Origin of the sequence: Vibrio crassostreae (assembly GCF_024347415.1) — a bacterium.
Taxonomy (GTDB): Bacteria; Pseudomonadota; Gammaproteobacteria; order Enterobacterales; family Vibrionaceae; genus Vibrio; species Vibrio crassostreae.
Genome location: NZ_AP025477.1, coordinates 1,880,159 through 1,903,568, shown reverse-complemented (window position 1 = coordinate 1,903,568; position 23,410 = coordinate 1,880,159). Strand labels below are relative to the sequence as shown.

The following is a 23,410-nucleotide window of genomic DNA, read 5'->3' as shown; positions in this document are numbered from 1 at the left end:
GATGGCTTAACTAGTTAGAGCCACGATATTCGGTCGGCGTTCTTCCTGTGCGATTCTTAAACACGCGACAGAAGTAATTCACATCCTTAAAGCCACAACGTAGTGCCACTTCATTGAGCTTGAAGTTGTACTTCTTAAGCATAAACTTAGCGCGATCGACCCGAACACGGGTGATGTATTCTGCCAGCGTCATGTGGCCTTGTTGACGGAACATTCGCGACAAGTGATTGGATGAAATACTAAAGCGCGAGGCAATGCTGTCTCGCGTGATTTGGCGGTGGAAGTTCTCTTGAATGTAGATACAAATCCCCTGATACACATCCTGTACTCGGCTATGAGATTTTTCTACGGGCGCTTCCAGCATGGTTTTACTGTATTGCAGTAGAGCTTGCAGCAATAACTCATCCATCGGCTGCTTGTTACTCTCCCTCGCTAGCGAGCTAAGCGCCTCCAAGATATTATCAATCGCAAACCCAGAACGAGTCTGAATACTGTGCTTTTGGATATCGTAAAAACTCTCCTCGCCTTTGCGCTTACTCACCAAACTTAAACCAAGCTGACGACGACCAAATAGCATGCTCAACACCGAGCAGTCAGTATCCCAGTTGGGTTTGTTCCAGCAGTTCGGTGGGATAAAAATCGCATCGCCCGCTTTCGCGACAACGTTGGTGATCTTACGATCATGACTCTCCATCTCATTGACATACTCTCCGTCGAGCACCAGCTCTAAGCGTGGAAAGTTCACCTGATAACTGCATGCTGAAGGCGTGTGAAAATCCCCCGCAAACCAGATGTTATGAAATGGTTCTCGCTCATTTAATACCGACGAGATTAGGTCATGAAATATCATTTATTCGAACTCTTAAAAGCAGCAATAACGCTACGGGAATAGATATACTCCTTAGTGAAACATAGCGCTATTGAGCAAAATCACAATTTGAGATCTAGGTTACAAAAATCCAGTAGTGGAAATAAATCTCCAGTCAAAAACCTGATATAGCACATTGTTCCTTCGATAACTCTACACGCCGAACCCCTTGCAAATAAAAGCCTCAAGCAAGCTCAACCTATGTCAATAGAGGCCGAAAAACGCGCCACTAAACGATCAAAATCACACTCCACTTATAACGCAACAATCATCCAGTAAATGCGTTTTTTCTTCACTACAGAAGGCAAGCCGTAGATTCCAGAATACCTCTAACAAAATAAAAACAAGTAGGGGTTCATTATGATCACAACATTGATCAATCAAGATTTGATTAAGCTTTCGCTTAGCGCTGATTCAAAAGAAGAAGTATTCAAAGAGCTGATAGACGTGCTTTATGCACAAGGCAGAATTTCAGACAAAGCACAGTTTCTTGCCGACATTAAGGCTCGTGAAGAACAAGGTAATACCGGATTTGAAGAAGGTATTGCTCTGCCACACGCGAAAAGTGCTGCGGTCATCAAACCTGCGGTTGTTATCGGTGTCCATCAACAGGGTATCGAGTACGGCGCGGATGACGGTCAGCCATCAAAACTGTTCTTTATGATTGCCTCTCCCGATGGTGGCGATAATCATCACATCGAAGTACTGGCAGAGCTTTCTTCAAAACTGATTGAAGAAGGCTTTATCGAAAGCTTCATGAATGCTCAATCTGAACAAGAAGCATTAGAACTACTGCTTAGCAAACCTGAGCCTTCGGAAGCGGAAACCAACGTTGAGAAACAAGGCTTCATCATTGGTGTGACAGGCTGCCCAGCAGGCGTTGCACACACTTATTTGGCAGCTGAAGCGCTAGAGAAAGGCGCGGCGGCTCTTGGCTACGATGTGAAGGTCGAAACTAACGGCTCTATCGGCGTTAAAAACAGCCCGACTCAAGAAGAAATCGAACGTGCAGACGCGATTGTCGTGGCTTGTGACAAGCAAGTAGACATGGCTCGCTTTTCCGGAAAACGCGTTATCAGCACCAACGTAAAAGCACCAATCAAAGACGCGCAAGGCTTGATTAAGCAAGCTCTCAATGCACCGAGTTACCAAGCTGAACAAGCACCTACCAATCAATCTGTTGCTGAGAAAGCCTCGCAAGCACGTTCAGACCTTTACCGTTACTTGATGAATGGCGTATCTCACATGATCCCATTCGTGGTGACTGGCGGTCTTTTGATTGCCCTAGCACTAGCCATTGGTGGTGAGCCGAGTGAATCTGGCATGGCAATTCCTGCTGGCAGCATGTGGAACCAAATCCTAGAGGTGGGCGTGGTTGCCTTCACTCTAATGATCCCAATCTTGGCTGGCTACATTGCTTACGCGATTGCTGACCGCCCTGCTCTAACCCCTGGCTTGATTGGCGGCTGGATTGCCAACAACGGCTCTTTCTACGGCGCTGACGCAGGTACAGGCTTCATTGGCGCAATCATCGCCGGTCTATTAGTGGGCTACTTCGTTAAATGGATTACTTCGTTTAACTACCACAAGTTCCTTCAACCACTTGTGCCTATCATGATCGCTCCGATCACTGGCTCTCTATTCATCGCGGGTCTGTTCATCTTCGTAATTGGCGCGCCTATCGCGGGACTAATGGATGCTCTTACTGCCCTACTTACTAGCATGAGCGCAGGCAACGTGGTTCTGCTTGGTATTGTCCTTGGTGGCATGGCTGGCTTTGATATGGGCGGTCCATTCAACAAGGTGGCGTTCCTATTCTCGGTCGGCATGATTGCCAGCGGTCAAACTCAGTTCATGGGTGCAATGGCGTGTGCAATCCCTGTGGCTCCACTCGGTATGGCTATCGCAACCAGACTTGGCCGTAAGTTCGACCTGTTCGAATCTTCTGAAATTGAAGCAGGTAAAGCAGCAGGCGCGATGGGCTTGGTGGGTATCTCTGAAGGTGCGATTCCTTTCGCGGCTCAGGACCCGATGTCGGTTATCCCTGCCAACGTACTTGGTTCAATGACGGCCGCGGTTATGGCGTTCTCATTTGGTATCACCAACAGCGTTGCTCACGGTGGCCCAGTTGTCGCTCTACTAGGCGCAATGAACTACCCAATGCTCGCGCTTCTGTGCATGGCATCAGGTGCGGGCGTAACTGCGGTTACTTGTATCGCGCTTAAAAATCTACGCAAAGCTAAGCTAACAGCAGCAGCGGCTTAAGCCATTTCAACTACAATGGCTTGAGCCCCTCTACCCTACTGTTTTTAGTAGCTAATAGTTTTTTAGGAACGAATAGAGCTCAAGCCATGTTTCCCTTCATGGTGATTTCGATGTCTGATTTTTCTTTAGCGAACGACTCGTTCGTACAACGCTTTTTCTACCCTATGACCAACGTCATTCAAAACTACGCATGGGGGAGTCCTTCTTCGTTTAGCCAACTGTTTGGTATTGATAACCAGTCAGGTGAGCCACAAGCAGAGATCTGGATGGGCGCTCACCCGAATGGTTGCTCAATGGTGAACGACAACGGGCAACAGACCACGTTGGCGAACCTTATTTCTAAGAACCTGAACCTGTTTTTAAGCGAGAAAGTGGCAAATCGCTTTGGCGAACTGCCTTACCTTTTCAAAGTCTTAGCGGCGGAGAAAGCACTGTCTGTTCAAGTGCACCCAAACAAACAACAAGCGGAATCTGGATATGCACTAGAAGAACAGCAAGGTATTCCGATGACAGCGGGCAACCGTAACTACAAGGATGCCAATCACAAGCCAGAACTGGTGTATGCCTTAACCGACTACACGGCGATGAATGGTTTTAGATCAATCAGCGAGATCCTTGAGCACTTCCATTACCTTGATATTCCAGAGTTGCATTCGATGGTGAACGATCTCGCGGGCGACCAAACTCCCAATGGATTAGCCAGCTTCTTTGCAAGCTTGCTGTCTCTGGAAGGCGAGCAAAAAGGCATGGCGTTAACCATGCTGCTGATGAAGGCTAAGCTTTCAGATAAACGTGTATTCCAATTGATTTCAGAGCTTGAAGCTCAATACCCAGGTGATGTCGGCTTGTTCGCTCCGCTGCTATTGAACGTGATTACCCTAAAACCGGGGCAAGCCATGTATCTGGATGCTGAAACCCCTCACGCTTACATCAAGGGCACAGGCTTAGAGATCATGGCGAACTCAGACAATGTGCTGCGTGCTGGGTTAACGCCTAAGTACATGGACGTGAATGAACTGGTTTCTTGTACACGATTTAACGAAAAGCCCGCGGATAGATTATTGCTCAGCCCGATTGAGCAAGGTGATGTGATGGAATACCAAATCCCTGTCGAGGATTTTAAGTTCTCTATCGTGCAAAATTCGCATCAACGCCAGATCACGACCGAAGGTGCCGAGATCCTATTGCCGCTCGACGAGTCTATGGTGCTCACTCATCAATGTGGTGAAACCTGCGTGATAGAGAAAGGCCAGTCGGTATTCGTTCCGGCTTATGCTGAGAGTTACAAACTGGATTGCGCTGGACGCGTAGCGCGCGCTTACAGCTAACTCCCTCAGAACTCAGTACACACTGTTCATGCCCTGCTTTTGCGGGGCATTTTTGTTTGTGACGAAGGCTATTAGCGTGTCAAAAACCTAATCCAAAACGCCATCAAATATGACCCATCTCACACTGGATGAATGATGCAAATCACACTTAATTTTGCTGGATACAAATGTACAGTGAAGGGCTTTTATTTGCTATTTCGCGAATCGGGTTAATCCATTAATTTTAATTCAAGAACTTCAAGAGTGAATGAGTTAATAAATGATCACACAGCTAACTAACGTCAACTTAATTAATAACAACCTTAAAGCGAATAATAAAAAAGAACTGTTTGTAGAATTGGCAAGCATGTTATTTGAGAACAACCGAATCAGCAGTAAAGAAGCCTTCTTGGCAGACATTGAAATTCGTGAATCTCAAAGCATCACCTCAATGGACGGCATCGCTTACCCACACTCAAAAAGCAAGGCTGTAACTGAGCCTGCCATTGCTGTCGGTGTTAAGCGTCAAGGTATCGAGTATGGCGATGAAGACGGCATCAATCCAACCGTATTTTTTATGATTGCCTCTCCGGATAACGGTGCTGACCATCATATTTATGTACTACAAGAACTATTTGGAAAATTCAGCGATGAATTTATTCAAGATATCCATAACGCAAAAGACGAACAACAGATCCTTAATATTTTAATTAATTCATAAGGCGTAGAAAATTATGAGCACCCTAACAACTCAAGCTACGAATACCAATAATAAAAACAGTAGTAGCGACTTTAAAAAAATCCTTAGTACCATGAAAGGCCACCTGCTTTTCGGAACCTCACACATGCTGCCTTTCATCGTAGCTGGCGGTGTTCTATTGGCCTTAGCAGTAATGGCATCAGGAAAAGGTGCAGTACCAGCAGAAGGTTTGCTGGCAGACATCTCTAATATCGGTATCAAGGGCCTTGTTCTTTTCCCAATCATTCTTGGCGGCTTTATTGGTTACTCAATTGCAGACAAACCCGCACTAGCTCCTGCGATGATCTCTTCTGGCATCATGGCTGACATGGGCGGCGGCTTCCTTGGTTGTATCGTGGCAGGCTTTATCGCCGGTGGCGTGGTGTTCCAACTTAAGAAGATCCCGCTTTCTGCAAACATGACGGCGCTGGGTGCTTACTTCATCTACCCGCTTCTAGGTACGTTAATCTCTGCCGGCATCGTACTGTGGGGCATCGGCGAGCCAATCAAACTGTTCATGTCTTCAATGAACGAGTTCCTAGCTTCAATGGCTGGTGCATCTAAGATGGTTTTGGGCACAATCCTTGGCGGTATGACAGCGTTTGATATGGGCGGCCCTATCAACAAAGTCGCGACCCTATTTGCTCAAACTCAAGTAGACACGCAACCTTGGCTAATGGGCGGCGTAGGCATCGCGATTTGTACACCACCTCTAGGTATGGCTCTGGCGACTTTCCTATTCAAAAACAAGTTCTCTAAACAAGAGCAAGAAGCAGGTAAAGCGGCAGCAATCATGGGTTCTATCGGTATCTCTGAAGGCGCTATCCCGTTCGCAGCGAATGATCCAATGCGCGTACTTCCTTCAATCGTTGCCGGTGGTATCGTTGGTTGTGTGTTTGGCTTCATGACAGACGTTCTACTTCACGCACCTTGGGGCGGCCTAATCACTGCGCCAGTATCTAGTAACATTCCAATGTACGTAGTAGGTATTGCACTTGGCTCGCTAACCACAGCGGTTATCGTTGGCTTCTGGAAACCAGTCGCAGTAGAAACAGAAGATGACATGGTTGAAGCAGCGCCAGTTCAAGCTCAAACAGCACCTGTAGCAGGCGAAGGCGAGTACGACATCGTAGCAGTAACATGTTGCCCTTCAGGTGTTGCACACACCTTCATGGCAGCGAAAGCACTGGAAAAAGCAGGCTTAGCAGCAGGCCTTAAGATCAAGGTAGAAACTCAAGGTCAAAACGGTATTCAGAACCGCATCACTGACCTAGATGTAGCGAATGCAAGACTGGTTATCTTGGCTCACGATATTCAAGTGAAAGACGCTCACCGCTTTGCTAACGCGAACGTAATTGAGTGTTCAACCAAGGAAGCAATGAAGAAAGCCGCGACTATGGTGGCTATCTAAATCCTGAAACAAGTTAGAAGATAAAATTACTACCCCCTAGTAACTAAAATCCCCATTCGTCTAGTCAATGAATGGGGATTTCTTTTTACAGAATAACTCGTAGGAGCAACAGAATCAGCTCTTAGGATCGAGCGTCTCTTCGGTTTCCAAATCAAACAAGTGACACTGTAGCGTATTAAAGTGAAGTACGGTCTCTTCACCGCTGTTTGCAATTCGATCTGCATCGAAAGGTACACGAGCCACCAGCTTATCAGCACCGAGTTTGAAATAGAGATACAACTCATTACCCATCGACTCGACAACATCTAACCAGTGCGTTTGAGTATTCACTTCCGCCAGCGGCGCATCGTGATTAGCCAGTTGAATGTGCTCAGGGCGAACACCGAACCACACCCACTCACCCATCTTTTCACGAGCGATAGTCTGCTTGTCTTGTGGAAGTGTCCAACGAGTACCACTTTCAGAAACCACGTTCATCACACCATCAATCTCATCCAACCTTACCTTAAGAAGATTCATCGCTGGCGAACCAATAAAGCCTGCGACAAACTTGTTTGCAGGGTATTGATAAAGATTCATTGGCGTATCGACCTGCATGATCTCACCTTGATTCAACACACAAATACGGTCACCAAGAGTCATGGCTTCCACCTGATCGTGTGTCACGTAGATCATGGTGGCGTTCTGCCCTTCTTGCTTCAGGTTGTTGTGCAGCTGCGCAATACTGACACGAGTCGACACACGTAGCTTTGCGTCTAAATTAGACAACGGCTCATCAAACAAAAATACATCCGGCTTACGCACCATCGCACGACCTAGAGCCACACGCTGCCTTTGACCGCCGGACATTTCACCTGGCTTGTTGTTCAGTAGATGTTCGATATCGAGAGTCTTGGCTGCATCTTCAATTCGCTCATTGATTTCATGCTTTGGCAGCTTCTGCTGCTTAGGGCCAAAAGCCATATTTTCATACACCGACATGTGCGGATAAAGCGCGTAGTTCTGAAACACCATCGAGATACCACGATCTTTAGGTGGCAATTCGTTTACACGCTTATCGCCAATGTAGACATCGCCTTCTGAGATATCTTCAAGGCCTGCGATCATGCGAAGTGTCGTAGATTTTGCGCAGCCAGACGGCCCAACAAACACCATGAACTCACCTTCGCGAATATTCAGATCGACACCGTGCACAGCCTTAAAACCATTTGGGTAGGTTTTTTCTACCCCTCTCAGTGTGACTTCAGCCATAACCTGTCCTTAAATCAATTCGTTAAATACTATCTTTGCAATCTGTCGTGGACGTTTTAGCCACGTTCTTGCAGTTGGTTGAGCTCAAAGTGGGCGACTGATGCGATAACCAGATCCGCCACTGGCTCTAACTCGCTGTGTTGTGCAGTCCCCGTCAGAACACCGACATTGCTTGCGCCTGCATTGCGGCCAAATTCCATATCCGAAACCGTGTCACCAAACATGATCACCTCATGAGGCTCAATACCGCATTGTTCACAGAATGCATTGAGCAGTGCTGGCGCAGGTTTAGGTTCGATATCACCATCGGAGTAACCGACATAATCGAACATCTCGCTCAAACCCGATTGCTCCAGTGTGTAGATCGTTGAGTCTTTGGTATCCGCAGTCGCGATGCCTAAAATCATGCCTTGCTGCTTAAACAGGCCAAGCTTTTCAGTCACACCCGGAAGGGCTTCAATCCAGCTTGGGTTCTCTTCCACTTCGTCATTGAAAGCGGCTTTGGTCACCTTAGTGAACTCAGCGAGCGAGACATTAGGTTGCAGCATGTTGAACCACGCTGTTGCGGTATCTTCCACTGGGTTTGAGGCTAATAATCCATAGTTATCAACCACATCACCTTCCACGCCGATGGCCAAGAGTAACTCAGCAGGTGTGACAGTTTGATTACCCTGATGCTGGTCACTGTAAGATTTCACACGCTCACAAGCACCACGAGAAACGTTAAGCCACATCTTGTGGAACTCTAACAATGTGCCGTCTTTATCAAATAACATCGCCTTAAACTTCATCACGGCTCATTCGCTCCATTAGTTCTCCCCAAGTACGCACTAGGGGTTGGTTAAATTCTGGTTGTTTGCCGTCGAATACGGCATTGATGCAGCCTTCAAATTCATGCTCGTTAGATGAAAGTTGAGTACTGTTGATTATTGCTGAAGAAAGCTCTCCACGACGAATATCGACACGACACCAACGGTAGCCTTCATCAATATGGATACTTTGCAGCTCATCATTCAGAGCGATTCGCTCAACAATTTTGCCATCCACCACGCACTCGGCGTAGTAAGGGTTTTCTGAGTCAGAGACAGCAATTCGGTATGTAAGCGCTTGGCCTTGAGAGTCGTTGCCCGGTAGCAAATCACCTAAGTTGATATCAAACTTCAAGCCGCAACGTCGCTCTAAATACACTTGCCCATTACGCAGACCAGACAAGATGCCTTCGCCGCTTAAGCCATGGCTGTATACGAAAGTTGATGGGTCACCATAGATAGAAGACTCATCCGAGTTTGGGTTGCGTTCATGGGGCTCAAGGTGTGAATCACTGCCGCCAATCGCGGTAATGCGCTGGCCACAATTCCACATTTCATTGAGAACCAATAACGCCTCTTCGGTCGCTTTCGGTGAGGTCGACCAAGTTGGATCACAACACACTTCAAACGTAGACACTTGGCTGAGATCCACTTGATCGTAATGCCAGTGCCACGGCCTCATCATAGGATGATTAATGCCAAGGGAACTGTGTCCACTTCTGGCTAAACCCAATCCCGCTTCCATAGTCGCTTGGCTGCTGTGCTCAACGTCTCTAAGGTCCAAAGACTTAACTGGGCCATGCACATTGAAGTGCCCGAGATCGGTCGTGACTTCCAATGCGGGTAGAAATAAACACTGGTTAGAAACAGGCAGCTTAGGCTGGCAGATGTTGTGCTCCGTGAAGAAGAAGAAATCGAGCCCTTGTGATTCCACAATGTCTTTAGCCGCGGCTAAGGTATTGTGACCATCAGAAAGCTGAGTGTGAGCGTGTAAATCGCCACGATACCAGCGAGAATCAGAACTCAGCATGTGGCTGTAATCAAACTCGATATCGTGATCAACTGTGATCGTTGAGTTGAGTTCTAGCTCACTCTCAATTCCGTCATTCTTTGGCTCATCAGAGCAAAGCACATCGACTTGATACTGCATCGCGCGCTCGGTGCGAAACTCACCTTCAAGGTTGTAAAGCTCTAAGAACCAGTCGCCCGATGGAATCGCGCCATCAATCGCGCCTAGCCCTGAGTTCTGCGGCTGGATAATGAGCGACTTATGAGCCTTCTCAAACAGTACCTTGCCACGAAATGCTTGGTTGGCATCATACGCCGCTGCGTACAAGAAACCTTTTTTCACCGTCGTACCAGTAATGGTTACGCAATGAAAACCTGCTGGCACATCAAAGGGGATACGTACTCTGCCAAACGGCAGCTCACCTTGAAATTGGGTCATTGTCTTCACCAAGTTCGTCCTAATTGAAGGACTGGGTCAAAAAGAGGCCCACCCGAATAGATGGGCCTTTATGTATGCAAAGATAGTGTTAATCCACTTTACAGATTAAGAACGATTCGCTCGGTCTAGTGCACGTTGTGCTTTCTTCGCTGCTTGTTTTAGCGCTTTGTCCGCAGGCACGTTTTGAATTTGAATCTGATCCGCAGCTACCTTCAGCGCATCCATGATCTTACCGTTGGTAGGGTCAAGGAAATCTTTGGTTGCCGTGTTCGCTTGCTTCAGCGGGATCAGAGCTTGCGGGTTATCTTTAGTGAACGCTTGATACTCTGGAACTTCAGAAACGCTGTTACGCACTGGGATGTAACCCGTGAACATTGACCATGCCGCCGTGTTTTTCGCATTGGTGTAAAACTCAACGAACTCGAATGCGCCTTTTGCAGCTGCTTCGTCTGTGCCTTTTGGCATCACGTAAACCAGCGCACCCGCTTGTGGCGCAGAAGGATTTAAGCCCCAACCTGGTTGTGTGGTTGCCGAAAGCTTAGTGAAGTCCAAATCACCTTGGTCACCCGATGAACCGGTGTAGCCTAGTGCGTTGTCTTTCATCACGTCATCAATGGTTTTGTACCAGTATTCCCAGCCTTGACCACCGTAGTGAATTCGCATGATTTGATCATCGTGGATCCACTTACGGAAGCTGTCCCATACCTCAACCCACTCTGGAGAATCAATAAGTACAGTTTTGCCATCGTCACTGATGATCTGCGCGCCATTAGAGAACGCCGCGTCAATCATGTTGTCTTGCCCCCACATCGGCTCCCAGCCGTAGAACGTCACGTTGCCTTTCTCATCACGTTGGGTAACTTTCTCCGCGACCTTAGCCACACCTTGCCATGTGTTTAGATCTTGCTCAGTAAAGCCGTTATCTGCCAACACCTGCTTGTTGTAGTAAAACACCTGAGTTGTACCGTAAGCAGGTAGACCGATGATGGTGCCATCGTCTGCCGTCACTTGATCTTTGAACGCACCGATGAAGTCAGAAAAATTGAACTCTTCATCCATGAACGGCGTTAGGTCTCGGCTCAGACCACGCCCGTGCATCGCTTCCGCACGGCCTGAATCTAACAGCACAAGTTCAGGTGCCGTTTTCGACGCTAAACCAGCTTGCAGCTTCTGGTAGGTTTCCGTGTAGTTACCTTGCAATGCAGGCTTCACCACATACTCATCTTGGCTCGCGTTGAACTCTTCGATGAGCTTAGTCATCATTTGCTGTGGTTTAGTACCACCGGAATACCAAAAGTTAACTTCGGTTGCGGCAAGAACACTGCTAGAGAACATAGACGCGCTTGCTGCGCCAGCACACACTAGTGCGAGAGTTTTTAATTTCATTTCCGTTTACTCTTTTACGCCGTTATCGGCGATACCTGAAAGAATCGTCTTTTGACAAATGACGAATAGAATTAACAAAGGCAATACTGCAATGGTGCTCGCCGCCATAATTTGCGACCAGTTCAACCCATAGTTACCTTCGGCAATAAAGTAGTGACGAATACCAGTAGCGATCAGGTTTAAATCCTGAGTCGTAATCACCAGACTTGGCCACATGTAGCTGTTGTAATTGGTAATAAAAGTGATGAGGAACAGTGTTGCGACTGCTGCTCGGCATTGCGGTAAGATGATTGCCCATAAGATTTTGAGCTCACCTGCACCATCAATTCGTGCCGCTTCAATCAGCGACGGATGCACCTTGATAAACACTTGGCGTAGATAGAACACACCGAACACCGACGCCGCGTTCGACGCCACCAAGCCCATGTGTGAATCCAACAAGCCCAGTTTTGCCAAGGTGATGTAAGACGGAATGTAAGTGACTGCACCCGGCAGCATGTAACAGCCCATCACGATGAAATAGAGCACGGTCTTTGAACGAAACCTCAGCTGAGTCAACGCGTATGCAAACATCGCGGAATTCACAATCACCAACAAGGTAGTGAACAAAGCCACGCTAAAACTGTTGAAGATGTACAAGCCAAACGGCGCGCTGTGGAAGGTTTCAACAAAGGTTTCCCAACGAAACTGCTCTGGAATCAAGTCCAATGGGTTAGCAAAGATCTCATCGTTACTTTTCAGCGAACCAGACAGCATCCATAAGAACGGAAACACCATGATGGTTCCACAGGTTGCCAAAAACAGGTGCTTAGCCAGTGCAAGGAGCGAACGGCGATCCGCTGAGGCTTTCTTTGACGCAACTTCTGACTTCGTCGCTTTGACTTGAGCTCTAACTTTGGTTTTCGCTGCGCTCTGATTTAATACTTGATTGGCATCCAATACTTGCGTGGTCATAATTCTGTCCTTTCAAAAATCGACTAGTAGTACACCCAGCGCTTGCCGATGTAGGTATTAATAAGTGCCAACAACCCAGTAATCAGGAATATCACTAACGATGTCGCGGCCGCAGGTCCCATTTCGTAGCGCTCAAACGCTTGTTGGTAGAACAAGTACAACAAAGTACGTGTCTCACCACCCGGTCCGCCTTGCGTCAGAATCTGGAACTGATCGAACGCCTGCATTGCCGTGATAATGTTGACCACTACCAAGAAGAATGTGGTTGGTGAAATCAGCGGCAGCGTTATCTTCAAAAAGCGCGTTAAGCTGCTGCAACCATCAATCAAAGATGCCTCATACAGTGATTCTGGAATCTTGTTAAGCGCACTGATGTAAAACAGCATCGTCCAACCAATCGCCTGCCAAACTGTCACGATAATCACCGCAACCAAGGCTGTATTTCCGTTCTCTAACCATGGAATCGCGCTAAACCCTGCCGACTCCAACAAGTGGTTTGCCAAGCCCGATTTAGTCTCAAATACCCAAGACCACACAATCGACACCGCAACTGTGGGTGTAATCCAAGGGGAGAAGATCACCGCACGATAAAACTGGCTGCCCTTAAAGTTTTTGTGCAGCAGCATGGCAAACACAAGACCAAGAATGATAGTGGGAATCACCACACCGACTGAGAACCAAAACGTGTTGAGCATCGCTTGGATGAACTCGTAGTCCTCGACCATGTACTCGTAATTTTCTAAACCGATGAACGAATAATCTGGCGAGATGTAATCCCAATCGGTGAAGCTGATGTAAATCGAATAACCAAATGGTACGAGCCAAAAAGTAAACAGTGGCACCAACAACGGTGCAGTAAATAGCAGTACCTTTAAGCGGTTTTTCATTGGTTGTGAGAAAGCACTCATGGTGACCTCGTCCTTATTTGTATGCGGTTAAATTAAGGGGTTTGTGTGACAGGTTAGTAAGAGCGCCCTTCATTTTTTTTATGGCTACCCATTAGAAAATCTTTCTTCCAGGTCACCGTCTTCCATCTGGTGATAAAGCCAATCACAAAAAAAATTCACCTTGGCGCTGCGACTGTGTTTGGTAATCAGATAGTGGGCAGATTCGGCAGGCATCGACGAATCACTCGCCAGTACAAGGTCGTTTTTCTTGAGTAATTCAGAAACTGCAAGCGAACGCACTAACAACATCCCAATGCCATGTTTGACCGCTTCTAAGGCATGCAGAGAGTTACTCACTTCGAGCAACACCTTCGGTAAGGTCATCTCAAATTGGTTATGACTGAGCCATTGCAACCAGTTCTCTCGGTATCCTTTTACCTGAACCGTCGGCAGAGCGGCGAAGTCAGGCTTACTAAGTAATTCTTGATGGTCGGCTTTGAATTGAGGGCTGCACACCAGTTGCCAATGTTCTTGAAACAGTCGCTCACAATGGGTGTCTTCGCTTTCGACCTTGCCATTGGTCAGTTCGATATCAACATTCTGACAAGGTGTGGTTGATGGCCAGTCCACCAGCTGAATATCAAGCCTGATAAACGGGTATTTTTGATAAAAGGAAGGCAGGCGAGGTAGCAGCCAGTTATGACAAAAGGTGTGATTAACGCGCAGGCTCAACACGTCGGTTTCTTTTTCTCCGAACAAGATTTGAGTTTGCAATTTCAGGTGAGCGAGTGAGCCCGCCACAATCGGTTGATAATGTTGAGCTGAAGAGGTCAGCTTCACGCCTTTAGAGCTGCGTTCAAACAGGGTGGTATCGAGAAAGGCTTCTAAACTTTTGAGCTGCTGACTCACCGCAGCTTGAGTGACACAAAGCTCTCGGGCAGCGGCGCCAATGGAACCAAGACGAGCAACAGCTTCGAACGCAACAAGGGCGCGTAGAGGGGGTAACATGGCTTCACCTGATTGAAATAAAAGTGAAAAATACTTCAATCAGGTTTCAGTTTTTTGCGGTTCCAGTTACAGATTAATGACGAAAGGACATTGATCAGATATTTATGATCAACGTCCCTTTTCTTCTATTTATTATTGTTATGCGTGATGTCTTAACTTCGTTATGACTTAGCTTCGTTGTGTCTTAGAGCCGAGCTCGCATCAGACTTATCTATTTTTTGATGTAACGAGCTTTGGAATAAAGCAGCTCTAGCATATGCAGATATTAACGAAGCACGCACCGCTTAAAGACGTTGAAGAGAGTAAACCCATCACATCTAAAGTAAGAGTGCTCGCTCTACTCCTTTAATATGATGAGTTTCTAGAAATTAAGGCTAAACGTATTTAAATAGCGCTCTAGCCTAACTGAATAAAAGTCCGATAATTCCTCGTCTTCTTCATCGTGGCAATCTATACAGCTATCCTTAGGGTCAAACTCTTCATGAGGAAGGTGGCACTCGACGCACTCCATCTCTTCGCTCTCTTTGTGCTTTAAATTATGCTGGCGCCCTTCGAGGTGACCAAAATCATCATGACACTCCACGCAGCTGTTATATTCAAACTCAAGATCGTCAGAAGGCTCTTCGTCTAGATGGCACTGACCCGCACATGTTTCATCCTTTAGGTGAATATTCGCAAGGTTATGCTCATCTGGATTAGGTAAACCTTCAGCGACCACCAGTGCGCATACTCCAGCAAGTAACACACTAATTAAATATCTAGTCGTACTCATAAAACTGGCTCCTTCTTACCGATGCGACTTAAGCTCTTTCTCACGCAGAATAGCTTCATGGCAGGTTGCACATAACCCAATACGGAACTTCTTACTGATACCGATAATCGGGTCTGAATCGCGATGTAAATTATGACAATTGGAACATGTCAATTTGGTGGCATGTACATCGTGAGTCCACTCACTGACCCTCAAGCTTTCAGGAGAATGACAGGCGATACACTTTTGGTTTTGTTCGAAAATTGGTAAGTCGATATGATCATCGAATGGAATCACACTCACTAGATCAGAATCTTTGGGGTGAGAACCTTTTCTGCCATGACAAGCCGTGCAGTTGTTGTAAAACTCGGTACTGGCATGTGCGCCTACAGAAGCGATGGCATCAATATTTTTAAGCAGACGCTTTTTTTGATGGCATCGTATACAACGCTTATTTTCCTTTATTAAGGTCTGCATTTCCGCTTCATTGGTAATTTGGCTAGAAAACGATTTTGCATTGTGAACAACTGGAACCTGAACCATTGGTTCAGAAGCGGTCGATACCGACATGAAGAATATGTTAAAGATGGTCAGCAAGAAAAAATAAGGGCAATATTGAGTAACCGTTTTGACCATAATAGTACTCTTTATATGAATAAATGATTTGAGCCGATTATTTTGACTCAAATCATTTCAGCTAATTGTCAGCGTTACTTTTATTTAAATTCGAGATTCAACACACCTCGATGATATATATGATTAATCTGAGAATTATCAAAGACCGCGACACCAAATGGATACTTTTTACTTAAATCGTTAAATTGCACATCTTGAGTTTCTGAATTTTCACCAGTGGTTACAAGCTTCCGCTTCATTTCAAGAGTCCAAATACCATCTTTCCAAATAGCACCGACTTCGATATCACCACGGGAACCTGTAAATGGCTTACCCGTTAACCCTGGGATTCGTTCCAGCTGATTGTAGTCAGCAGTAAATGGTTTCTTCTCCGAATCTAAAATAAGTAATGTTTCATTGGTCAAGTTATCTGCCACATATGCGGGTTGATCGTCTTTTACGTTATTAACATAACCACCACCAGTTTTACTGTCTCCTTTACGGCCCCAACCTTTGTTTTGTTTTGGATCGGTATTACTATCAACATACTGGTCATCAAGCTGATTATGAACCGCGGTTCTCACACCTTTCCAGTGCCACATATCAATAAACTCGCCTTCGCGATTGGTGTATTTACGCGCTGGATTCTTGTCATCACGCCCTGCATTTTGACCCTTTTTAGCTCTGTGACACGCAGCGTTACACCCCTTCTCAGAAAAGCCTTCAGCATTGATGTCCCAATAGACTGCAAATTTATCTTCGTAGTAAGTATTGTCGTGCCCGGTGTCATCTTTATTTTTTAACTGTTTCCATGAACCATCCTCTTGCTTAATCCAAGGAAATCGGTCAATACTTTTGGTCGGATCAGCATAACTAAACAAAAAGTAAATGTATTCATCGTCATACATCGACTTCATTTCCACACTGGTTTTCTTGATGCCTTCATAACCATTATTTGGCTTATAAGGCAATTTATTTACCTTTTGAGTAAGTGATTTGGCTTGATCCCAGACCGCATCAACGTTGCCATCGATAACTATATTTGATGGCAGTTTACTGCTCTCTAATATCTTATCTTTTGCTTGAGCTTCACTGGCTGGAATGATCATAAGTGCAGCCATGGTGGATAGTGTAATTATCGAGTGTTTCATTACTATTCTCCTAGCTTCCATTGCTCTGTTTGTATAACTAAGCGTAGAAATAAATTAGGCTTTTTCAATTGATCGATATCAACTTAAATACAAATAGACTCAATAGAAAAATAGATCTTTAGAACTCAACAAATAGATAATTATCTTTTTCAAAAACCTAAAATATTATAAACATCAATAGCTTTAGGATGGTTCTCCGTGACTAAATCACAAATAATAACGGTTAGTATCGACTTCTAGCTTAACCGTTTATTTATAGTCAGTTAAAATTGCCTATAAATTACCTTATCTAGAATATAGATATAATAAAGGGACGTTAATCATATGTTTATGTTCAACGTCCCTCTTCTTCTGTTTTTGATCTTTATGCGCTACTTCTTAGATCCATCATGTCTCCGAACCGCTACATTAGATCTCGCAGTTAATCTATCTATTCTTTGATATAAAGATCCTTAGAATAGATTCGTCCTTCTACGTTGTTTTTGGCAAATCCACCAACACTTGGTCGCACTAGGCGAGCCTGCATGTAGTAGTAGATTGGCGCGATAGGCATATCTTCAGCCAGTAACTGCTCGGCTTGATCATAGAAACCTTGGCGTTCTTGTTCGCTGGTTGCCGCCAATGCGCTGTCCATTGCTGAGTCGTACTTGTCGTTGTTGTAACGAGCAAAGTTACCCGAAGACTCAGAGCGCAGTAGGCTCAAGAAGGTCGATGCTTCATTGTAGTCACCACACCAAGACGCTCGCATCACATCAAAATCACCTTGGCGACGCGATACTAGGTAAGACTTCCACTCTTGGTTTTCTAGCTCAACTTGCGCACCTAGGTTGCCCTTGAGCATGGAAGCGATCGCCACAGCTATCGACTTGTTCGACTCACTGGTGTTGTAGAGCAGCTTGAAATCTAGTGGATTAGCCGCATCGTATCCCGCTTCTTTCAACAGCTCTTTCGCCTTTTGGTCGCGCTCTTTTTGTGTCCATGTGCTGTATTCAGGCTGAGTCGCATCAAAACCTGCTGTATATTCATGAGCAAAGGTATAAGCAGGCAGGTTACCCACCTGAGTGACGCCATTGGTGATAACGTCACGCATCATAGAATAAGACACCGCTTTACGTACTCGAGCATCATCAAACGGAGCTCGTGTGGTATTAAACGCGTAATAGTAAGTACACAGCAAAGGCACCGCGGTAAACGCATCTTGGTATTTGCTTTTAAGTTGCTGCGCCATATGTGTCGGCACGTCCGAAGTAATATCGACCTCGCCCACCGCATAACGGTTGATCGAGGCATTCTGATTCTCAAATGGAATGTAAGTCACTTCGGTTAAGTGCGTATCTGAACTGTCCCAATAGTTAGGATTTTTCTTCAATTCAATACGCTCGTTCACCACCCACTCGTCTAGTACGAATGCACCATTACCAACAAATTGCTTAGGATCGCTCCACGGCTTGTCGCTACTTTCTAGGGCTGCTTTGTGCACTGGCATCATGGATGTGTGGCCCGTCATCGCCACAAAATAAGGCACTTTACTATCGAGTTCGAACTTCACCGTGTATTTATCAACAGCCGAAACACCTAGTTCTTCAATTGGCTTCTTACCTTCTGCCACATCAGCAATATTGTTGATTTGGGTGAGCTTTAGGTACCACACATTTGGCGATGCCGTTTTAGGGTCTACCGCGCGTCGTATCGCATACACGAAATCATCGGCCGTCACCGGATCGCCATTCGACCATTGCGCGTCTTTACGTAGGTGGAATACAAACGTCTTGTTGTCTTCGGTTTCCCAAGATTCCGCAACTCCTGGGGTGATATTGCCATCGCGATCTTGGATCACTAAGCCTTCAAACAGATCGCGTAGTATGTGCATTTCCGGCAAGCCTTCTGCTTTTGCAGGGTCAAGCGTCGCAGCTTCTGCATCGTTAGCACGAACTAAGTGTTGGTCTTTCGCCAGTGAAACACCAGCAGGTAAGGTTTCAGCAACGGCAGTCACTGATATAAAAGGGGTCAATAAAGATGAAATGAGTAAAGCCGTTGAATGTTTTTTAAAATCCATGTTTGTTTGCTCTCCTAGCCTATCTTTGAAGCAAGTAATAAAATTAACAATGCGACGGTTGACGAGTTTTAACGCTTTAGTTTATTTAAGTAGGTTTGTGTAATCGTTAATACTTGATAGTACTTGATCAATCAGGAGATAAAGGTGAGTTTAATTCCAAGAACGGAAAGAGCTGCATTTTCAATAAAGCCGCTACTATATGGAAAGTCGGTATTGGGCGCACCCTTGCTCTATTTCCCCGCGCAAGTAGAAAGCGAATCTCGCGGGCTGATTTTAGCGGGCACACACGGCGATGAAACCGCTTCTATCGCGGGTTTGTCTTGCGCACTAAGAAGCCTACCTGCCGCCAACTTACGACATGATGTGATCTTGTCGATGAACCCAGACGGCAACCAGCTAGGCACTCGCGCCAACGCCAATCAAGTCGATCTGAACCGCGCTTTTCCGACTCAAAACTGGACAGAAAACGGCACCGTCTATCGCTGGAGTTCACATACACCAGTCAGAGATGTAAAAGTAAAAACGGGGCAAACCGACCAGCTAGAACCTGAAGTACAATCACTGATCGACCTCATCGAGCAGCGCCAGCCTAAGTTCGTCATATCTTTCCACGAGCCACTCGCCATGATCGACGACCCAACTCAATCAGAGCTCGCCATTTGGCTAGGCAAGCAATTCAACCTACCGATCGTCGAAGACGTCGACTACGAAACCCCAGGCTCATTCGGTACATGGTGCCAAGAAAGAAACCTACCGTGTATTACCGTAGAGCTACCGCCTGTTTCTGCGGATCTGACTATAGAACAGTATTTGGAAGCGTTTGTGGCGGTGTTGGGGTGTGAATGACTTAGTAACAGATAAGCAGCTACTTAATTCATCAATTAGTTACAGAGCCGACTTCATATCCTGTAATGAAGTTATACACTCGCTTTGCAAAGTCGAAAATTTCAATTGTTGAGCAAACATATTTTGCATATGAGGGCGTATTCCGGGGATTTCCGAAAGAGTTAAATGATCATTCTGTTCAGCAAGTTTCCTACCTGCTTGGTAACTTTCAATATAACTGTAATAAATCTCATTAAGCTCGCCAGCTATTAAATTGATCTCGAGTCTATCGAGTTTTTGTATATTGGATGCGCTTAAGGCAGCTTGAGCATTGTTGTAGTGATGTCGATAGTTCTTTTTTAACGGTTGTACCATAGAGGCAACTAAAGAAAGCTGTTCAAAAACACCTTTGTTTTCCGACTGGTCTGATAATGCTTCTTTTCGAAATTGCTCAAATAATTCATCTAGAGCTTCAGAAAGCTCACTGAGACTTTCGAATGCTTTTGAATGTCTAAACTCTTCTTTCCACTGCCCCATTGAACGAAATGAAATGTAGGCTGCTATAGCGGCACCAATACCACCTATAATTGTTCCTAACGAGTTGATTAAGGCAACGGCTGAATTTGAGACTTTTATATTGAATCCAAATAACAACCCCGTTAATACCAATATAACTGGAGCTAAGATTATGCTATACCCCAAAATGCCCTCTCAATGACTCATTGGTTGAGATAAATACTACAGAGAATGGGGAGACAGACCTGTAATTTCGATGTTATCGATATTCTTTAAAGCTAAGCTCGTATTTAGAGTACATCGTTAGAGAACTTCATTTACCCCAACATTAGCTCACAATAATATTCATCTCATTTTAACGAATAGTTACAATACATTAAAGCACATTTCTTGATATAAAGGTCGCAATACGATATGAACATTGGCCCGCCAATTTATTGTTCATTCCTGTTAAGAGCAAGAGCTAATTTAGTAAACTCATGGTTCTAAAGAAACGACTTTTTACCAACTCGAAAATGGTATCGTAAGCAGAAATTGCAAGAACGCCCCCCATTCCAAAGGCAGATTAAACGCCTAACTAATGACTCACCGACGTAGAAAACAGGTTGATGATCACCACACCAGACAGAATCAAAGCGATGCCAATGATCGCGTAGATGTCTAGCTTTTGCCCATAGACCAGCCAAGACAACGCCGCGACCAATACAATCCCAGCCCCACACCAAATCGCATACGCCACACCCAAAGACATGGTTTGCACTGTGAGAGATAACAGATAAAAGGCACAACCGTAGCTAATCAATACCGCGGCAGTGGCCGGTAAAGAAGTAAATTGCTGCGTTTTAGGTAATAAAGAAGTGGCGACAACTTCAAGCACGATGGCGAGTGATAGCATCACTGGTGGTGGGAGAGATAAAAGCATGTTTGAGTCCACAACTGTAAAATACGACGCTCAGAGTATTGTAGTTTTATTTCCAATTCATGCGATTTTCAGTAAGCAATTATTATGACGTACCCTAAAAGATCTTAACCAAGAAACTCAATGAATTGGTCTTTGATAATTCATCTGCATGCAAAATAAAAGAGCCTGCTAACTCATTTTTAGACAAAATGGAGCTACAGCTTCCCCTAAATTAGCAATTCATAGATAGCCCAAGGTTTTCCATAATTAGGAAAAGACGGACTGATAGTTTATGGATTATGAATATGTGTTCAGCTATTGCTCCCCGTTGAGCTGATCGCGCTTTTTCAGTGATGCGTAAAAATTGGCTAAAAACTCAATGTCCTCTTTGGGGGCTGCAAGCATGAGGTCGAGAAATTTAAGTGTACTGGCAGAAAGAGGCAATTGCCCTCCATGTAGTCGCTCTAATTGGGTCATTGGGAACAACTGCAGCAAGCTGACATCAAGCGCTTTGGCGATTCGGAAAAAGTCCAAAATGGTGAAGTGACTTTTCGCTTCTCTATCCATCTTCTCATAAAGCGCCGAGCGGCCAATATCTGCTTTTTTAGCCAGCGAATTCTTAGATAACCCTTCTTGAACCATGAGCGCCTCGATTCGCTCTATCACCATTCTTCGAAAGACCGTCTCTTCAACGCCGAAGAATTCAAACCCTTCTGTTTCTATTTCTGCCATTACGATTGTCCGTTTTCTGGAATTACTCGAGTAATGCTATCTGAATTTCGGAAATTTGAAATGATAATTTAATAGCCAGACATAGAGGTATGAGTTGTCTCAAATGATGAATCAAATACATAAAGGAAAACAATATGAAAATGACTAAACGCGCAATCCTTTCTACCGCACTTGCACTCTCAGGTTCAGCTCACGCGATTTCTCTTGAGCCAGTACCAGGTTTGGATGTCCATCAGCCTTACTATGCGCCGCAAGCATTTGTTCAGCAAGAAAGTTTACCTATTGTTGATATTCGTGGCGTAAAATCGGCTGATTATGCTGAGTTATTTGAAAAGCAGGTCGGTGAAGAAGTACGACGTGGTATTAAGGAAGCGAAATACGTCTACAAACTAGCAGGCATCGATGTGGTCAAGTTTGAGAGAGATTCAATGAAGGTTTTAAGGAACTCTCAAAAGCTTAATCCCGACTACTTCGAAGTTCTTAACGCGCTTGCCAAAGTGGGCGGGATTTCGTTAGAAACCATGTTCACACTATCACAGCTTGATGCGGCATTAGCTTCGACTGCCCAGTCTGCGCTAAGCGGATGCACAACAGTGAGTTTTTCAGGTACTGGTGTTGTAGGTCAAGTAAACGACACGCCTTCGTTATCTGGTGGTAATTACTGGGTTTTACAAGCTGATGATTATGTACAGGTGATGGCATCAGGATTCTATGGTTCAGGTCAAACACTAGGTAAAGATATTGGGGTTGTAATTAACTTCCAAGGTACCGACTCTAAGGGTATAGGCAATGAAGCAGACAACGCTATTGAGCTTGGTACACTTCAAAACTACCTAGTGCGAAACGCCAAGAGTGTTGATGATGCAGAGAAGATTTTAGACCAATACCGTACTGTCGTGGCATCCCACTTTAACTTTGCGGACAGTACTGGTTACACGGTGGGCGTGGAGATGCTCGACGGTAAGAACTACGTCATAAAACGTCCTGCAGGTGTCGGTCATGCGAATCACTCTGAGCGTCCAGGCGTATTGCAAGCATTCGCTGAGTCTGTGGGGCTTGGCGAGAAGAGTAAACAGCGTACGGTTGCAACCGCTTACACTGAGTGGCGCGCAGAGTTTGCTCAGCAGTTCATTGATAACACACCAGAAGGCAATGTAGAGGCTGCTAAGTATGTACTTAATACGAAGCCGATTGCGCAGCATGCCGCTTATGGCTCTGACTTTATCTCCACGCTAACAGCAGTTATGGATACAAAAGAAGGCTGTATAGAAGTCGCTCCAGGTGTGGGTGAGTGGAATGACTTCCAACGTGTTTGTTTAGACAAGTAAGCACAAAGCATAATAGAAAGCCGACTTAGGTAACAGTGATCAACCCGATGAGCGTTGATCGTTGTTAGAAAGCGAATATGCAATTAACGTGAGTGAGGTGACCCGAGCACCCCACTTGAACGTTACGACTCATATGTAAAAGTCCATACTTTGAATAGGTCCTCCATGGACTTTGCCATCAAGCCTTGAGTAGTTACTGTGAA

21 protein-coding genes are annotated in these 23,410 nt (G+C 45.4%); 6 read left to right on the top strand and 15 right to left on the bottom strand.

Annotated elements, in window-relative coordinates:
* Positions 1-10: 10 nt before the first annotated feature.
* On the bottom strand, positions 11-850 hold the full coding sequence (locus OC193_RS24125) for a helix-turn-helix transcriptional regulator (RefSeq protein ID WP_048663800.1): 840 nt from the start codon (positions 848-850) through the stop codon (positions 11-13).
* A gap of 378 nt (positions 851-1,228) precedes the next feature.
* Between OC193_RS24125 and OC193_RS24120 the strand changes: the two genes are divergently transcribed.
* The 4 genes from OC193_RS24120 to OC193_RS24105 all read left to right on the top strand — a co-directional run bounded on the left by OC193_RS24120 (position 1,229) and on the right by OC193_RS24105 (position 6,590).
* Positions 1,229-3,133 carry a PTS fructose transporter subunit IIABC gene (locus tag OC193_RS24120; protein WP_048663802.1) on the top strand — a complete coding sequence of 635 codons (1,905 nt, stop codon included), beginning with the start codon at positions 1,229-1,231 and terminating at the stop codon, positions 3,131-3,133.
* Positions 3,134-3,243: 110 nt separating this feature from the next.
* The gene (gene manA / locus OC193_RS24115; protein WP_048663975.1) at positions 3,244-4,461 is read left to right on the top strand and encodes a mannose-6-phosphate isomerase, class I; all 1,218 of its coding nucleotides are present in this window, start codon (positions 3,244-3,246) and stop codon (positions 4,459-4,461) included.
* A 259-nt stretch (positions 4,462-4,720) separates the two neighbouring features.
* On the top strand, positions 4,721-5,161 hold the full coding sequence (locus OC193_RS24110) for a PTS sugar transporter subunit IIA (RefSeq protein ID WP_048663803.1): 441 nt from the start codon (positions 4,721-4,723) through the stop codon (positions 5,159-5,161).
* 13 nt (positions 5,162-5,174) lie between these two features.
* The gene (locus OC193_RS24105) at positions 5,175-6,590 is read left to right on the top strand and encodes a fructose-specific PTS transporter subunit EIIC (RefSeq protein ID WP_048663804.1); all 1,416 of its coding nucleotides are present in this window, start codon (positions 5,175-5,177) and stop codon (positions 6,588-6,590) included.
* Positions 6,591-6,704: 114 nt separating this feature from the next.
* Here OC193_RS24105 and OC193_RS24100 read toward each other — a convergent pair whose 3' ends face one another.
* The 11 genes from OC193_RS24100 to OC193_RS24050 form a co-directional block, all read right to left on the bottom strand.
* A complete protein-coding gene (locus OC193_RS24100) occupies positions 6,705-7,841 on the bottom strand; it encodes an ABC transporter ATP-binding protein (RefSeq protein WP_048663805.1) in 1,137 nt (378 codons plus the stop codon).
* Positions 7,842-7,897: 56 nt separating this feature from the next.
* Positions 7,898-8,632 carry an HAD family hydrolase gene (locus OC193_RS24095; RefSeq protein WP_017631635.1) on the bottom strand — a complete coding sequence of 245 codons (735 nt, stop codon included), beginning with the start codon at positions 8,630-8,632 and terminating at the stop codon, positions 7,898-7,900.
* Positions 8,622-10,097, bottom strand: a complete 1,476-nt coding sequence (locus OC193_RS24090; RefSeq protein WP_048663806.1) for a CehA/McbA family metallohydrolase — start codon at positions 10,095-10,097, stop codon at positions 8,622-8,624. The genes OC193_RS24095 and OC193_RS24090 overlap by 11 nt, the downstream gene beginning before the upstream one ends.
* A gap of 105 nt (positions 10,098-10,202) precedes the next feature.
* Positions 10,203-11,483, bottom strand: coding sequence for an extracellular solute-binding protein (locus OC193_RS24085; protein ID WP_048663807.1), 1,281 nt, complete (start codon positions 11,481-11,483; stop codon positions 10,203-10,205).
* A 6-nt stretch (positions 11,484-11,489) separates the two neighbouring features.
* A complete protein-coding gene (locus OC193_RS24080) occupies positions 11,490-12,437 on the bottom strand; it encodes a carbohydrate ABC transporter permease (protein ID WP_048663808.1) in 948 nt (315 codons plus the stop codon).
* A 23-nt stretch (positions 12,438-12,460) separates the two neighbouring features.
* Positions 12,461-13,345: a carbohydrate ABC transporter permease gene (locus OC193_RS24075; protein WP_048663809.1), complete on the bottom strand. Its 885-nt coding sequence runs from the start codon at positions 13,343-13,345 to the stop codon at positions 12,461-12,463.
* Between the two features lie 84 nt (positions 13,346-13,429).
* Entirely contained in the window at positions 13,430-14,332 is a 903-nt protein-coding gene (locus OC193_RS24070) for a LysR substrate-binding domain-containing protein (protein ID WP_048663810.1), read from the bottom strand.
* A 361-nt stretch (positions 14,333-14,693) separates the two neighbouring features.
* Positions 14,694-15,104 (bottom strand): cytochrome c3 family protein, encoded by a 411-nt coding sequence (locus tag OC193_RS24065; protein ID WP_048663811.1) that lies wholly within the window; start codon positions 15,102-15,104, stop codon positions 14,694-14,696.
* A 15-nt stretch (positions 15,105-15,119) separates the two neighbouring features.
* Positions 15,120-15,719: a cytochrome c gene (locus OC193_RS24060; protein ID WP_048658987.1), complete on the bottom strand. Its 600-nt coding sequence runs from the start codon at positions 15,717-15,719 to the stop codon at positions 15,120-15,122.
* Positions 15,720-15,799: 80 nt separating this feature from the next.
* Positions 15,800-16,807 (bottom strand): ethylbenzene dehydrogenase-related protein, encoded by a 1,008-nt coding sequence (locus OC193_RS24055; protein WP_230852420.1) that lies wholly within the window; start codon positions 16,805-16,807, stop codon positions 15,800-15,802.
* Between the two features lie 472 nt (positions 16,808-17,279).
* Positions 17,280-18,905 carry an ABC transporter substrate-binding protein gene (locus OC193_RS24050; protein WP_048663812.1) on the bottom strand — a complete coding sequence of 542 codons (1,626 nt, stop codon included), beginning with the start codon at positions 18,903-18,905 and terminating at the stop codon, positions 17,280-17,282.
* Positions 18,906-19,049: 144 nt separating this feature from the next.
* Here OC193_RS24050 and mpaA point away from each other — a divergent pair, with 144 nt between their 5' ends.
* Positions 19,050-19,751, top strand: coding sequence for a murein tripeptide amidase MpaA (mpaA, locus tag OC193_RS24045; protein WP_080967409.1), 702 nt, complete (start codon positions 19,050-19,052; stop codon positions 19,749-19,751).
* A 39-nt stretch (positions 19,752-19,790) separates the two neighbouring features.
* Here mpaA and OC193_RS24040 read toward each other — a convergent pair whose 3' ends face one another.
* The 3 genes from OC193_RS24040 to OC193_RS24030 all read right to left on the bottom strand — a co-directional run bounded on the left by OC193_RS24040 (position 19,791) and on the right by OC193_RS24030 (position 21,879).
* On the bottom strand, positions 19,791-20,432 hold the full coding sequence (locus tag OC193_RS24040; RefSeq protein WP_048658984.1) for a hypothetical protein: 642 nt from the start codon (positions 20,430-20,432) through the stop codon (positions 19,791-19,793).
* Positions 20,433-20,823: 391 nt separating this feature from the next.
* A complete protein-coding gene (locus tag OC193_RS24035; protein WP_048658983.1) occupies positions 20,824-21,168 on the bottom strand; it encodes a DMT family transporter in 345 nt (114 codons plus the stop codon).
* 294 nt (positions 21,169-21,462) lie between these two features.
* Positions 21,463-21,879 carry a helix-turn-helix domain-containing protein gene (locus OC193_RS24030; RefSeq protein WP_048663813.1) on the bottom strand — a complete coding sequence of 139 codons (417 nt, stop codon included), beginning with the start codon at positions 21,877-21,879 and terminating at the stop codon, positions 21,463-21,465.
* 134 nt (positions 21,880-22,013) lie between these two features.
* Here OC193_RS24030 and OC193_RS24025 point away from each other — a divergent pair, with 134 nt between their 5' ends.
* On the top strand, positions 22,014-23,207 hold the full coding sequence (locus OC193_RS24025; protein ID WP_048658981.1) for a C45 family autoproteolytic acyltransferase/hydolase: 1,194 nt from the start codon (positions 22,014-22,016) through the stop codon (positions 23,205-23,207).
* Positions 23,208-23,410 lie beyond the last annotated feature (203 nt).

Coding starts and splice junctions, on each gene's coding strand:
- OC193_RS24100 (WP_048663805.1), bottom strand. CDS start 7,841: ATGGCTGAAGTCACACTGAGAGGGGTAGAAAAAACCTACCCAAATGGT.
- OC193_RS24110 (WP_048663803.1), top strand. CDS start 4,721: ATGATCACACAGCTAACTAACGTCAACTTAATTAATAACAACCTTAAA.
- OC193_RS24035 (WP_048658983.1), bottom strand. CDS start 21,168: ATGCTTTTATCTCTCCCACCACCAGTGATGCTATCACTCGCCATCGTG.
- OC193_RS24085 (WP_048663807.1), bottom strand. CDS start 11,483: ATGAAATTAAAAACTCTCGCACTAGTGTGTGCTGGCGCAGCAAGCGCG.
- OC193_RS24025 (WP_048658981.1), top strand. CDS start 22,014: ATGAAAATGACTAAACGCGCAATCCTTTCTACCGCACTTGCACTCTCA.
- OC193_RS24125 (WP_048663800.1), bottom strand. CDS start 850: ATGATATTTCATGACCTAATCTCGTCGGTATTAAATGAGCGAGAACCA.
- OC193_RS24065 (WP_048663811.1), bottom strand. CDS start 15,104: ATGAGTACGACTAGATATTTAATTAGTGTGTTACTTGCTGGAGTATGC.
- OC193_RS24090 (WP_048663806.1), bottom strand. CDS start 10,097: ATGACCCAATTTCAAGGTGAGCTGCCGTTTGGCAGAGTACGTATCCCC.
- OC193_RS24105 (WP_048663804.1), top strand. CDS start 5,175: ATGAGCACCCTAACAACTCAAGCTACGAATACCAATAATAAAAACAGT.
- OC193_RS24030 (WP_048663813.1), bottom strand. CDS start 21,879: ATGGCAGAAATAGAAACAGAAGGGTTTGAATTCTTCGGCGTTGAAGAG.
- OC193_RS24120 (WP_048663802.1), top strand. CDS start 1,229: ATGATCACAACATTGATCAATCAAGATTTGATTAAGCTTTCGCTTAGC.
- manA (WP_048663975.1), top strand. CDS start 3,244: ATGTCTGATTTTTCTTTAGCGAACGACTCGTTCGTACAACGCTTTTTC.
- OC193_RS24050 (WP_048663812.1), bottom strand. CDS start 18,905: ATGGATTTTAAAAAACATTCAACGGCTTTACTCATTTCATCTTTATTG.
- OC193_RS24080 (WP_048663808.1), bottom strand. CDS start 12,437: ATGACCACGCAAGTATTGGATGCCAATCAAGTATTAAATCAGAGCGCA.
- OC193_RS24070 (WP_048663810.1), bottom strand. CDS start 14,332: ATGTTACCCCCTCTACGCGCCCTTGTTGCGTTCGAAGCTGTTGCTCGT.
- OC193_RS24095 (WP_017631635.1), bottom strand. CDS start 8,632: ATGAAGTTTAAGGCGATGTTATTTGATAAAGACGGCACATTGTTAGAG.
- OC193_RS24075 (WP_048663809.1), bottom strand. CDS start 13,345: ATGAGTGCTTTCTCACAACCAATGAAAAACCGCTTAAAGGTACTGCTA.
- OC193_RS24055 (WP_230852420.1), bottom strand. CDS start 16,807: ATGATCATTCCAGCCAGTGAAGCTCAAGCAAAAGATAAGATATTAGAG.
- OC193_RS24060 (WP_048658987.1), bottom strand. CDS start 15,719: ATGGTCAAAACGGTTACTCAATATTGCCCTTATTTTTTCTTGCTGACC.